Origin of the sequence: Mesorhizobium sp. B2-3-4 (assembly GCF_006442315.1) — a bacterium.
Taxonomy (GTDB): Bacteria; Pseudomonadota; Alphaproteobacteria; order Rhizobiales; family Rhizobiaceae; genus Mesorhizobium.
Map to the genome: position 1 here is coordinate 97304 of NZ_VFVY01000025.1, position 12487 is coordinate 109790.

General features: G+C 64.9%; 12 protein-coding genes. 2 read left to right on the plus strand and 10 right to left on the minus strand.

Annotation, left to right across the window (positions count from 1 at the left end; all coding sequences use genetic code 11):
- Position 1 precedes the first annotated feature (1 nt).
- The 3 genes from FJ967_RS29355 to FJ967_RS29370 all read right to left on the minus strand — a co-directional run bounded on the left by FJ967_RS29355 (position 2) and on the right by FJ967_RS29370 (position 3220).
- Positions 2–1027, minus strand: a complete 1026-nt coding sequence (locus FJ967_RS29355; protein ID WP_140735802.1) for an iron ABC transporter permease — start codon at positions 1025–1027, stop codon at positions 2–4.
- A 260-nt stretch (positions 1028–1287) separates the two neighbouring features.
- Positions 1288–2337: an ABC transporter substrate-binding protein gene (locus tag FJ967_RS29365; protein ID WP_140735803.1), complete on the minus strand. Its 1050-nt coding sequence runs from the start codon at positions 2335–2337 to the stop codon at positions 1288–1290.
- 118 nt (positions 2338–2455) lie between these two features.
- The gene (locus FJ967_RS29370) at positions 2456–3220 is read right to left on the minus strand and encodes a substrate-binding domain-containing protein (RefSeq protein ID WP_140735804.1); all 765 of its coding nucleotides are present in this window, start codon (positions 3218–3220) and stop codon (positions 2456–2458) included.
- A gap of 209 nt (positions 3221–3429) precedes the next feature.
- On the opposite strand from FJ967_RS29370, the gene FJ967_RS29375 reads away from it, so the two are divergent.
- Complete coding sequence (locus tag FJ967_RS29375; protein WP_140735805.1) at positions 3430–5244, plus strand: cytochrome c biogenesis protein DipZ; 1815 nt, start codon at positions 3430–3432, stop codon at positions 5242–5244.
- A 101-nt stretch (positions 5245–5345) separates the two neighbouring features.
- Here the strand turns inward: FJ967_RS29375 and FJ967_RS29380 are convergent, their stop codons facing one another.
- Both FJ967_RS29380 and FJ967_RS29385 read right to left on the minus strand, forming a co-directional pair.
- Entirely contained in the window at positions 5346–6407 is a 1062-nt protein-coding gene (locus FJ967_RS29380) for an NAD(P)-dependent alcohol dehydrogenase (protein ID WP_140735806.1), read from the minus strand.
- A gap of 281 nt (positions 6408–6688) precedes the next feature.
- Positions 6689–8176: an aldehyde dehydrogenase family protein gene (locus tag FJ967_RS29385; RefSeq protein WP_140735807.1), complete on the minus strand. Its 1488-nt coding sequence runs from the start codon at positions 8174–8176 to the stop codon at positions 6689–6691.
- 197 nt (positions 8177–8373) lie between these two features.
- Here FJ967_RS29385 and FJ967_RS29390 point away from each other — a divergent pair, with 197 nt between their 5' ends.
- Positions 8374–9081: a M24 family metallopeptidase gene (locus tag FJ967_RS29390; RefSeq protein WP_140735808.1), complete on the plus strand. Its 708-nt coding sequence runs from the start codon at positions 8374–8376 to the stop codon at positions 9079–9081.
- Positions 9082–9103: 22 nt separating this feature from the next.
- On the opposite strand, the gene FJ967_RS29395 is transcribed toward FJ967_RS29390, so the two are convergent.
- The 5 genes from FJ967_RS29395 to FJ967_RS29415 all read right to left on the minus strand — a co-directional run bounded on the left by FJ967_RS29395 (position 9104) and on the right by FJ967_RS29415 (position 12289).
- Positions 9104–9877: a class I SAM-dependent methyltransferase gene (locus FJ967_RS29395; RefSeq protein ID WP_140735809.1), complete on the minus strand. Its 774-nt coding sequence runs from the start codon at positions 9875–9877 to the stop codon at positions 9104–9106.
- A gap of 108 nt (positions 9878–9985) precedes the next feature.
- Entirely contained in the window at positions 9986–10684 is a 699-nt protein-coding gene (locus FJ967_RS29400; RefSeq protein ID WP_140735810.1) for an RES family NAD+ phosphorylase, read from the minus strand.
- Positions 10678–11088 carry an MbcA/ParS/Xre antitoxin family protein gene (locus FJ967_RS29405; protein ID WP_140735811.1) on the minus strand — a complete coding sequence of 137 codons (411 nt, stop codon included), beginning with the start codon at positions 11086–11088 and terminating at the stop codon, positions 10678–10680. The genes FJ967_RS29400 and FJ967_RS29405 overlap by 7 nt, the downstream gene beginning before the upstream one ends.
- A gap of 114 nt (positions 11089–11202) precedes the next feature.
- A complete protein-coding gene (locus FJ967_RS29410; RefSeq protein WP_140735812.1) occupies positions 11203–11853 on the minus strand; it encodes a LysE family translocator in 651 nt (216 codons plus the stop codon).
- Positions 11854–12070: 217 nt separating this feature from the next.
- Complete coding sequence (locus FJ967_RS29415; protein WP_140735813.1) at positions 12071–12289, minus strand: hypothetical protein; 219 nt, start codon at positions 12287–12289, stop codon at positions 12071–12073.
- Positions 12290–12487 lie beyond the last annotated feature (198 nt).

Sequence of the window (12487 nt, forward strand, 5' to 3'; positions counted from 1 at the left end):
ATCAAGCCCAGCCCAGCCTGCCGCGCCCGAGCAGCAGCATGAAGACAGGCGCGCCGATCAGCGCGGTCAGGATGCCGAGCGGCACTTCGGCCGCCGTCACCGTGCGGGCAACGTCGTCAATGACAAGGAGATAGCAGGCGCCGAGCGACAGAGTGGCCGGCAACAGGCGTCTGAAATCCGGTCCGACCAGGATGCGCGCGAAATGCGGGATGACCAGCCCGACCCAGCCGATAATGCCGCTGATCGACACGGCCGACGCCGCGATCAGCGTCGACAGCAGGATCATCGCCAGCCGCAGGCGCGCGACCTCGACGCCCATGATGCGCGCCTGCTCGTCGCCCATCGCCAGCAGGTTCAGCCGCCAGCGCAAGGCGAGCAGCGCGGCGACGCAGGGAATCGTCACCACCAGCACCGGCACCAGATCCGCCGTCGACACCGAGGACAGCGAGCCGAGCAGCCAGAACTCGATGACCGGCAGTTTGGAGTTGGGGTCGGCGACATATTTGAGCAGCGACAGCAGCGCGGTGAACAGCGAGCCGACGATGACGCCGCCCAGCACCAGCGCGATGGTCGAGTTCAGCCGGAAGAAGCGGTTCATGGCAAAGCATATCGCCACCGCCAGCAGCCCGAAGACGAAAGCGCAGGCCTGCGTCGCATAGCGCTCGCCGAACAGCAGGATCGCCACCGCCGCGCCGAATCCGGCGCCGGCCGAGACGCCGAGCGTGAAGGGCGACACCAGCGGGTTGCGGAACACGCCCTGATAGCAGGCGCCGGCAATCGCCAGCCCGCCGCCGACCACCATGGCGGCCAGCACGCGCGGCAGCCGGACGTCGAGCACCACCGAGCCGACGACAGGCGGCCAGTCCTGCGCGATCGGCAGGAATTGTGACGCGATGACCTTGATGACGGTGACGGGTTCGACCGGATAGCGGCCGAGCAGGAAGGAGAGGAGAAAGAGAATGATCGGCAAGAGAACAAGCAGCAGAGCAGCGAGGCTCCGCTTGGGTTTGGAGGTTTGAGCGGGCACCGCTTACACTCCCTCGAACCGCGCTTGGCAACCACTTTTCGAGGTGCCAGCGCTGCCCCTCATTGTCCTGGCGGGCATTTCTCCCCGTATGGTGACGGGGAGAAAGACGCTCCCGCCGGCGATTTCACCAATCGCAAATGGTGTTAAAAAGGCGGCGACGCGGACACAGCTTCTTTCTCCCCGTTTACGGGGAGAAATGCCCGGCAGGGCAATGAGGGGCGACGCGACGTTCACAATCCGCCTTCGACCTCAACGCGCAATTAGTTCGGCCCCGTATAAGCCTGCCCGTAGAACTGCTGATAATACGCATCGGCCTGTTTCTGCATGTCGATATCGGCGAAGCGTTCGGGATAGAGCTTCTTCGCCATCCACAACTCACCCAGCGCCAGCGCTTCCGGCAGCGGATAGCCCCAGGGCTTCACATATTCGGGGGTGATGTAGATGCGCTTGTTCTCGACCGCGTCGACATGCTGCCAGGCGGCTCCCGCCTTGATCTCGTCGGCGACCGGCGCGTAGCGGTCCTGCACGAAGATCACTTGCGGGTTCCAGGCCAACACGTCCTCCATCGACACTTTCGTCGCCCCGCGCACGCGTGCCGCGACATTGACGCCGCCCGAGCGCTTCATGATCACGCCGGTGTATTTGCCCGAGCCGTAGGTGTTCATGTCCGGATTGGCCATGTAGAGCTTCACCCGCTCGGCATCCGGGATCGACGCAACGCGGTCTTCCACCTGCTTGCGCTGCGCGAAGGCGTAGTTGATCAGCTTGTCGGCGCGCTCGCGTTTTCCCACGATGTCGCCGATCAGCCGCACGCCGATCTTCAGCCCTTCCGCATAGGCGACATCGTCATCGGCAAAGGTCGGGTTGAGCTTCGGCGCCTCGACGCCCTCGCCCTTCGACAGCGAGATCGCCACCACCGGCAGCCCGGCCTGCGACAACTGGTCGATCATCGCCGGCGGTGCGTAATTGGTGACGAACACGACATCCGGCTTCAGCTTCAGCACCTCCTCGACATTGGCGGTCGAGAGGTCGCCGGGCATCGGCAGGCCGGTCAGCTGCGGCGCGTATTTTTCGAGCCCCGGAATGAGTTTTGGCCAGGTGCGCAGCACGCCGACGATTTTGTCGGCCGCGCCGAGCTCCACCAATATGTCGAGCGTCTGATGCTGCAGCACGACGATGCGCTCGACCTTGTCGGGAACGGTCACCGTGCGGTTGAGCTGGTCGGTGATGGTGCGCGCCATCGCCGGCGCCAGCGCCAGCAGGGAGGAGATCAAGGCAAGGGCCAGCACGCGGCCGCGACGCAGATTCATTGGGGACCTCCCGAGGGCATTCGATGTGTTCGAATGCATATAGCGTTGATGGGAATGCGGCAACCGGGCAACCGCCAATCTCCCTCATGTGGGAAATGGCCGCGTCACCCACCGCCCCTCATCCGCCCTGTGGCAAAGCCACCGGCAGAAAGCCGAAATCGCGCAGGATCGCCTGCCCGACCGACGACAGGATGAACAGGGCCAGCGCCTTTCCCGCCGGGGCGCAGCCCTCCAGCGTCGCCAGCCCGTATTCCGGCACGACGTTGACCGACGCCGGAATCTCGACGATGTCGACGCCCTCGGTCTCCTGCGCCAGCCCCTTGAGGCCGGTGCGGTAGCCGAGGAAGACATGCGCGGTGCCGGCCGCAAGCGCTGCCGCGATCGGGTCGTAACGCCCTGGCGTGTTCGAGGTCTCCGAGCCGCCGACCAGCTTCTGTGCCTTGGCGTCGAGCAGCGCGAAACTGCCGGGCCTTGCCTGGTCGATGCGGCGGAAGATCGCCCAGGCATAGTCGCCGGAAGGGTCTTTCAGCGGCGTCGAGGTGGCGATGCCGATTGCCGGATCGAGCAGCCTGTCGATGAAATTCCTCGTCGTGAAGCCGGCATCGCGGCGCACGGCGGCGGCCATCGTGTTGCGCGCGAACACCACCGCCGGCCGCGCCAGCTTCAGTTCGGCCAGGCGCGCCGGATGAGCATAGCTCGCCGAAAGGAATATGTCGGGCCGCTCGCCCGCCTCGATGCGCTCGCGCAGCAGCCCGGCCGGCCCAAGCCGCGTCTCGGCCGTCACTCCCGTCATTGCCTGGAAAGCCGAGAGCAGCGAAGGCAGGACATGACGCAGGCTGCCCGCCGCATAGATCATGAGCACGGGCTTTTTTGCTGGAGCCATATCTTCAAACCTCTGCTGGCCAGTCGGCCGAATCGGCTGCCGGGCGCCGATGCCGTCGCATCTTGCGCCGATGCCGATCGTTCAACTGCACGTGATGGACGTTATATCCGTAACAAAATAGCGTTTGCCTTCGTAACGGTCTGTATGTCGCCTTGATCGAATGATCAATCCGGCATGCGACGCCAAACGCCTGACAAGGAAAGCCCATCATGATCCTGTTCCTGCTTGCCTATCTCGGCGGCGTCCTGACCATTGTCAGCCCGTGCATTCTGCCGGTGCTGCCTTTCGTCTTCGCCCGGGCCGACAAGCCCTTCGTCAAGAGCGGCCTGCCGATGCTGGCCGGCATGGCGGCGACCTTCGCCGTCGTCGCGACGCTGGCGGCGGTTGGCGGCGGCTGGGCTGTCGAGGCAAACCAGTATGGCCGCTTTGCCGCCATCGCGCTGCTGGCGCTGTTCGGCATTGCCCTGCTGGTGCCCGAGATTTCCGAGCGGCTGACCAGGCCGCTGGTCGATCTCGGCGCGAAACTGTCGATGTCGGCCGACCGCAATGTCGCCAATGGCGGCTCCAGCATCCTGCCGTCGCTGCTGCTCGGCGTCGCCACGGGCCTGTTGTGGGCGCCTTGCGCCGGTCCGGTGCTGGGCCTGATCCTGACCGGCGCCGCCCTGCAGGGCGCCAATACCGGCACGTCGCTGCTGTTGCTGGCCTACGCCCTGGGCGCCGCCACGTCGCTCGCCCTGGCGCTGCTGGTGGGTGGCCGCGTCTTTGCCGCCATGAAGCGCTCGCTCGGCGTGAGCGAATGGGTGCGTCGCGGGCTCGGCGTGCTGGTGCTGGCGGCCGTGGCCGCGATCGCGCTCGGCCTCGACACCGGCTTCCTCACGCAGGTATCGCTCGCCAGCACATCCTCACTTGAACAAGGCCTTCTCGACAAATTCAACGCCGCCAGGACCGATCAATCCGCCATGTCCGGCGCCATGAAGGGCGGCGAACCGGCAATGACCATGAGCGGTGCCCCCGCGATGGCGATGACCGGCAAACCGGCGATGAACGCCGCCGTCGATCTGCCGGTCGAAGGCGCCATGCCCGCGCTTGACGGCGCGGTGGAGTGGATCAATTCGCCGCCGCTGACCGCCGAGGCCCTGAAGGGCAAGGTGGTTCTGGTCGATTTCTGGACCTATTCCTGCATCAACTGCCTGCGCTCCATCCCGTATGTCAAAGCCTGGGCGGAGAAATACCGGGACCAGGGCCTGGTGGTCATCGGCGTGCATTCTCCCGAATTCGCCTTCGAGAAGGTCCCCGCCAATGTCAGGAAGGCGGTATCAGACCTCAACGTCGGCTACCCCGTCGCCATCGACAACGACTATGCCATCTGGCGCGCCTTCAGGAACGAGTACTGGCCGGCGCACTATTTCATCGATGCCAGGGGACAAATTCGCCACCACCATTTCGGCGAGGGTGACTATGACGGCTCCGAACGCATCATCCAGCAATTGCTGGCCGAGGCCGGCAACACGAAAGTGGCGAGCGACATCGTTAAGGTCAGCGCCAGCGGCGCCGAGGCCGCGGCTGCCGAGGCGGACATGCAGTCGCCCGAAACCTATGTCGGCTACGGCAGGGCGGAAAATTTCGTCTCGCCAGGCGGCGCCGTGCAGGATGCCGGCCATATCTACGCCGTCGGTGCGCCCGCGCTCAACCAATGGGGCCTCGCCGGCGACTGGACGATTGCCAAGGAGAACGCAACGCTGAACCAGCCCGGCGGCGGCATCGCCTACCGTTTCCACGCCCGCGACCTGCACCTGGTGCTCGGCCCGTCGGCCGACGGCAAGCCGTTGCGCTTCAAGGTGACCGTCGACGGCAAGGCGCCAGGCGCCGATCACGGCACCGATACCGATGCCGACGGCAATGGCACGGTGACTGGCCAGCGGCTGTATCAGTTGGTTCGGCAGAGCGGCGCGGTGGGCGACCGGCTGTTCGAGATCGAATTTCTCGATCCGGGCGCGCAGGCCTTCGCGTTTACGTTTGGGTGATGACGGAAGAATAGGCCGATAGATCGTCGGGACTGCGGCCCCCTTTGTCCTGCCGGACAGAGGGGGCGCCGTAGAGCGCAATCTTGTCTGCGTTAGTCCCGTCACGCCGCCTTTGGCATCGTCGCCATGTCGATCACAAACCGGTACCGAACATCGCTCTTCAGCATCCGGTCATAGGCCTCGTTGATTTCGTCCATGTCGATCATTTCGATGTCGGAGGCGATGCCGTGCCTGGCGCAGAAGTCCAGCATCTCCTGCGTCTCGGCAATGCCGCCGATCATCGAACCTGCGAAGGTGCGCCGACCGGGGATCAGGCTGAAGGCGCTGACCGAGAGCGGCTTTTCCGGCGCACCGACCTGGACCAGGGCGCCGTCACGCTTCAACAGATTGAGATAGGCGTTGATGTCGTGGTCGGCGGCGACGCAGTCGATGATCAGGTCGAGCGAGCGGCTTGCCGCCTGCATCTGCGCGGCATCCTTGGAGATGATGACGGCGTCGGCGCCGAGCTTGCGCGCATCCTCCGCCTTGTCGGGCGACGTGGTGATCATGGTGACATGGGCGCCCATGGCGTGTGCGATCTTGACGCCCATATGGCCGAGGCCGCCCAAGCCAACGATACCGACGGTCTTGCCGGGGCCGGCGTTCCAATGGCGCAGCGGCGAATAGGTGGTGATGCCGGCGCACAGCAGTGGCGCCGCGGCTGCCAGATCGAGACCCTCGGGAATGCGCAGCACGTAGCGGTCGTCGACGACGACATGGCTGGAATAGCCGCCAAATGTATGCGCGCCCTCACCCATCTCCGGATCGGCCCCATTGTAGGTGCCGGTCATGCCCTTCTCGCAGAACTGCTCCAGCCCCTGCACGCAGCTGGCGCATGCGCGGCAACTATCGACGATGCAGCCGACGCCCACCGTGTCGCCGGCCTTGAAGGCGGTAACTTCGGAGCCGACGCGGTTGACGCGCCCGACGATCTCGTGACCGGGAACTGTCGGCCACAGCGTATTGCCCCACTCGCCGCGCGCGGTGTGCAGGTCGGAATGGCAGACGCCGCAGAACAGTATCTCGATCTCGACGTCGCGCGCCCCGGGATCGCGACGGTTGATGGTGAAGGCATGCAGCGGCGTGGTCGCATCTTCGCAGGCAAAGGCGGCGGCTTTGAACATCGCGGTTCTCCAGATGGGCAGGAATTGGCAGGATTGGCAGGGGATATGGCGGGAAGGCAATCATGACGGATATAGATGACATCCATGCCATCAACAGGACATCAGCTCCCAAAGAGCCAAAAAGTCGCAACCCGCGAAAGCCTGCTCCCGCCCCTCGTTCTCGCGTTCCATGCGTTCGGCAAGCGCCGGATCGACGCCGCTCGCCAGCCTGTCGATCGCGCCTTGCGTGTCAGGCAGCGGTTGTACATCGCTTCCCCCGCGCCGGACGATTGAACGCCGGATCAGATCACCCAGGGCTGACGGGCGCCGAGATCGACGATCACCGACTTGACCTCGGTGTATTCGTCGATGCCGGATGGACCGGTCTCGCGCCCCAGACCAGACTGCTTGTAGCCGCCGATCGGCATTTCAGGCCCTCCCGTGATGGTGGTGTTGATCCACATGCGCCCGGCACGGATGCCGCGCATCAGATCCATGCTGGCGCGCAGGTCGCTCGACCAGATGGTGGCGGCAAGGCCGTATTCGGTGTCGTTGGCCATGCGGATCGCATCGGCGGTCGACTTGAAGGTGGAGATGCCCAGCACCGGGCCGAACACTTCCTCGCGTGCGATGGCCATGTCGGGCGTTATGCCTGTGAACAGGGTCGGTTCGACGAAATATCCCGCCTGCGGTTCCATGCGGCCGCCGCCGGTCATCAGCCTGCCGCCTTGCGCCTTGCCCTGGTCGATGAGGCCCAGGATGCGCTGCATCTGCGTCTCATTGACGATGGCGCCGACGCGGGTTTCCGGCAGCAGCGGATCGCCGGTGCGCACCTTGGCCATCAGGTCCAGGATGCGGCCGGTCAGTGCCTTCTCGACGCTTTCATGGACAATCAGCCGGCTGCCCGAAACGCAGCACTGGCCGGCATTGTGGAGCACGCCGTAGACGATACCGTCCGCTGCCTTGTCGAGATCGGCATCGGCGGTCACCACCACCGGGTTCTTGCCGCCAAGTTCGAGGCTGACCTTCTTGATGTTGGACGCCGAGGCGATGACCGTCGAGCGGCCGACACGCGTCGAGCCGGTGAACGACACCATGTCGATATCCATGTGGTTGACGATCGCCTGCCCCACGGGATCGCCATAGCCGGTGACGATGTTGACCACGCCTTCGGGCAGGCCGGCCTGTTCTAGGATGCGGCCCATCATCAGCGTCGTCGACGAGGTGTGCTCGCTCGGCTTCATCACCACGGTGCACCCGGCCGCGAGAATGAAGGGCAACCTTTCGGCCAGGATGTAGAAGGGGAAATTCCACGGCGTGATCAGGCCGACAACGCCGATCGGCTCGCGCAGGACGAGGCCGAGCGAATCGTGGCCGAGATTGTTGAAGGTCTCGCCATGCATGGCCTGCGCCTGGCCCGACGCGTAATACCAGAGGTCGGCGGCACCCGTCACTTCATTGACCGACTGCCATAGCGGCTTGCCGCTTTCGAGCGTCTCGATCAGCGCCAGTTCGTGCTTCTGCTCAACGATGAGGTCGGCCGCCTTGCGCAGGATCGCCGCGCGGCTCGAAGCGGGCAGCTCGGCCCAGCCGCCGCCCTCGAAACGGCGGCGTGCCGCGGCAACCGCCTTGTCGACATCGGCCGCGGTGCCGCGCGGCACCACCGAAACCGGCACGCCATGGGCGGGACTGACGCGCACGATCTCACCGCCATCGCTGTCGCTCCAGGTGCCGCCGATCAGGTTTTGCGACTTGCGCGGGGCGGATGGCAGTTTGGGGTGGGCAGTCATGTCTGAACCTCTTGATCAAATATCGGGAAGGCAATGAAGGCGTTATTGCCCGATATCGACTCCCGGACAAGAACCGATTGCGGGACCGCCGCGCGTCGAACGCTGCCCCAATCGATCGGGGCCGCCGGACCACTGTGGAGGATTGAGGCTTCAGGACCGCCGCTGTATTTCTTCAAACATATCGAAAAGGAGAAAAGATGGAACACGCGACCGGCCGGCACGACGAGGCAGCACGCACCCAGGCACTGCGGGGCGCGGAGCGCATGGCGCTCAACCTCCTAGACGCGATCGAGGAAGCGCGGTTCATCCAGGCCGGCCGCACCGAACGCGAGATCGAACTGGACATTCGCGCATTGGCCAAGGAGAAATTCGGCATCGAGCGCGACTGGCACAAGCGCATCGTGCGGGCCGGCATCAACACGCTCTCCACCGCCGCCGACAACCCGCCGATCCGTATGGTGGAACATGACGACATGGTCTTCCTCGATCTCGGACCCGTGCTGGAAGAGTGGGAGGCCGATGTCCGCCGCAGCTATGCGGTGGGCGACGACCCCCGCAAGCATGCGCTCTGCGACGAGCTGCCGCGCCAGTTCGAGATCGTGAAACGCCATTTCGAGGAAAATCCCGACATCAGCGGCGCCGATCTCTACGCCTTCGCCTGCGCTTCAGCCGAACGGTCCGGCTGGAAATTCGGCGGCAAGATCGCCGGCCACATCGTGGCTGAGTTCCCCCATGCCCGTATTCCGGGCGTGAAGCAGCTTCACCACGTCAGCCCTGAAAACCCCGATCCCATGCGCAATCCCGACGCCAACGGCCGCGTGCGGCACTGGATCCTCGAAATCCATCTGGTTTCGCCGGACGGGGCCTTTGGCGGTTTCTACGAGCGGCTGCTGGAAGGCTCCTGACGGCCAGCCCGCATCGCTGGCTTCAGCGCCCGACCACCAGCTTGAGCGAGCCGTCGAATTCCGGCTGGGTGCGCAGATGCCCGTATCGGCGGTCCCATTCGCCGCTTTCGAGATCGCGCCCGAGATCGGCAACAAAGCGCTCGCCGATCGAGGCATCGACGAAACTCCAGGCGGAATTGGCGAGCCGCGCGCCTGGATCGAGCAGCCGCTCGGGACGGCCATAATAGGCCTCGCCGAAACCATCGGTGCAATCGAGCGGGATCGGCACCGGAAGCACTTGCGTCTCGCCGCCCAACGCCGCCACGATCGCCTCCATGCGGGGATAGCGCGAAGCCTCGACCGCGATGACTTCGGGCGCGTAGTCGTTGAGCCAGAAGCGGTCGAGTTCGTCGGGGGCGCAGCTCAGGATGATGACCGGTCCGCGCGTTACCCGCCGCATTTCGGCAAGCCCTTGCCTGAGATCAGGCCATTGATGCACGGTGAAGGTCGCCATGGCGGCATCGAAGCTCTTGTCCTCGAAGGGCAGAGCGCCGGCCACCGCGTCGACGGCGCGCGACAGATGCGCCGGCCGTTGCGCCCGCATCGAAGCCGACGGCTCGACCGCGGTGACATTGCGGTCGAGGGGTTCGTAGGAGCCCGCGCCGGCGCCGACATTGAGCACCTTGCCTGCATCGCCCAGCGCCTCGGCGATCAGCGCCGCGATGCGTGGCTCCGGCTGGCGATAGCTGGTGTAGTTGGTGCCGATCGCGCCGTAATTGGCATCGCCCGCGCTGCCGTCCTTGTGTCTCGAAACCAACGTCGCCTCCAAGGTCACCTGCAAAAAGATCGCCTGCAAAGGAGCGGCGGTTAGCAGCGTTTCATGACTGGCGTTTGAATGCCCTGTGGGAAACGGCGTCTCGCCGCCTCACACCACTTCCAGCACCTTGCCCGTATCGTGCTGGCGCACGAAGTCGACGCGGCCGCCATTCCAGTGATAGCTGTAGTGCCGGCCCTGCACGGGAACCGGGATGACGTCGGGCCAGAAGATGCCGATGCACTGGCCATCGGGCATGCGCACGCTGTTCCACACCAGCCCGTCGCTGCCCGCGGCGCGCAGCTCCCGCCCCTCCGTCTGTGAGGCGCCGTAGTCGTCCGGGTCGAGCACGCCGGGCACCGCGTTGACGTCGTCGAGATCGCGCTCGACGCTGCCGATCAGCACGCGAAAGTCAGCCGTCCAGCCCGGCGCTTCATTGGTGGCGCGCATGAATTTCTGATGGTGGTGGATGGTCTCGGCCAGCGCCACGTCCTCGCTGTCGCCGGCATAGTAGATGCCGTAGCTGCCATCCGAGAAGCGGCCGGGCCGCAGCGGCGAGCAATGCACGAAAGGCGCCATCACGAAGCTGGAGCCCGGGCCTGAAACGCGCCTCGCGGCCGCGACCTTGCCAAGATCGCCGATCTCCAGCCGGATGCGCGGATTGGTCTTCTCCTCGACCGCGGCCAGCGCTTCCCAGTCGCGCGGATCGGCAATGTCCTCGAACAGGTCGATCGGCGGATGGATGGAGCGGATGATGCGATAGGTCTGAGGCCAGTGGACGCGGCGGCGGACCGCGCGCCCACTCACCATGCGCCACGCTCCGCGTCGAGCCATTCGCGCATCGCCGCGAGATCGGCAATGTCGCCGCGCAGCATCAGGTCAAGCGCCGACTGGCCGCCGAAGGTGGCATTGGGCTTGCGGATCCAGGCATAGCGGCGCGCCGGCTCGGTGAAGAGATAGCGCAGCCCTTTGTGGATGCCCATCAGATGCGCCATGCGGGTGCGCAGGTCGCGGTCGATGCGGCCGATGCCGCCTTCCTTCCAGCGTGCCCAGGTACGGGCCGAAATGCCGCCAAGCAGAACGCAGGCTTCGAAGTCGGTAAGGTTCCACGCCTTGAACAGATTGACCGTGGTGCGCGCCAGGGCGCCCGCCTCTTCATCCGAAATGGCCGAGCCGACCGTGGCGGGTGTGGTGACTATGGACTGAAGCTGCATGTCTAGCCCTCGCTAATGGCAGATATATAGCATGTATCTGCCAATTGGCAAGGATAAGACCTCGGAAAGGGCCGAGAGGCCGATAACGGGCGGCCGATACAAACGCCGTGCCGGCTAGTGCCGCTGCGCCAGGTTGCCGGAAAACAGCAGGCGAAGCCCGAGGCCGACCATCACAAGTCCCGTAAACCGCTCTTGCCACACGAGCAGTTTTGGCCATCTGCGCAGCCAGTGGCCGACCGTGCCCGATGCCATCGCCACGGAGCCAAGGGAGAAGATGCCGATCAGCTTCTGGATCGAGCCGAGGATCAGGAGTTGCAGCCACACCGGCCCGGCATGCGGGTCCACGAACAAGGGCAGGAAGGTGAACATGAACAGCAGGGACTTCGGGTTGGTCAGGCTGTTGATGGCCCCTTCACGCACTGCCCTCCAATCCGAAACCGGCCGCGCCCTGGCGATGCTGGACGCGTGAGGCCCGAAGCTCCCCCGGATCAGGCGGCCGCCAAGATACAGAAGATACAGCGCGCCGGCGACCTGGAGTACGGACAGGGCAGATGGATATGAAGCGAGCAGCGACGCCAGGCCGAGAACCAGCAGCGCAACCTGTATGGGACCCGCTACGAACAAATTGCCGACGACAGTCAGGATCGCCACCTTGCGCCCCTGGCCGACGCCGCGAGCGATGATGAGCATCATGTCTGGGCCGGGAGTGATTTCCAGAACGAGCAGCGCCGTAAAAAACGTCAACAGCGTTGAGAAATCGGGCAAAGCGGTGTCTCCCGGCGTGGTCCCATCGCCATTAGCCTATTCCAGGGCTTCTGTCCGTGCTCCCGTTAAGCCAGCGCGGATTTCAAGCTGACCCACCCAGTCAAGCTCGTCACTTTGCTGTCTCGCCACGGTCAAGGCGCGCATCCTTCGGCTGGCAACGATCCCTGATGTCGCCAGCCGCTTTCGACATGCAAGAAGGTCGTGCCCTTTCGGAGCCCTAGTTCCCCAGCACCTTCGCCCTGCAGGCCGGACTCAGTTCCTTCAGGTGCTTCTTCAGGCACGGGCCGGCTTTGCCGTTCGGAAATTGCGGGCAGAGCCGCTGCCGGTCTTCCTTGCACGGCGAATTGGCGATCGTCGACTTGGCATTCGCCTCGACGCCGGCCGCAAACACCATCGCCGCCACCGCCGCGATCCCAAGCACTTTCACCAGTTTCATTCCGGCCACCCCATTGTTCAGGAATGGCTGAATTTGCCCGATGCCGGGAGATGCCGACAGCTAGCGGTATCGGGAGGTGGCGGGCTGTCTGGGCGTCAAAGGTTGGCGCTGCTCCTCATCCGCCCGGCAGGGCAATGAGCGACTATCTGTTGTGTCAAGTTGCATTTGCGAACTCCACGCGCGCATCGCGTGCTTTTG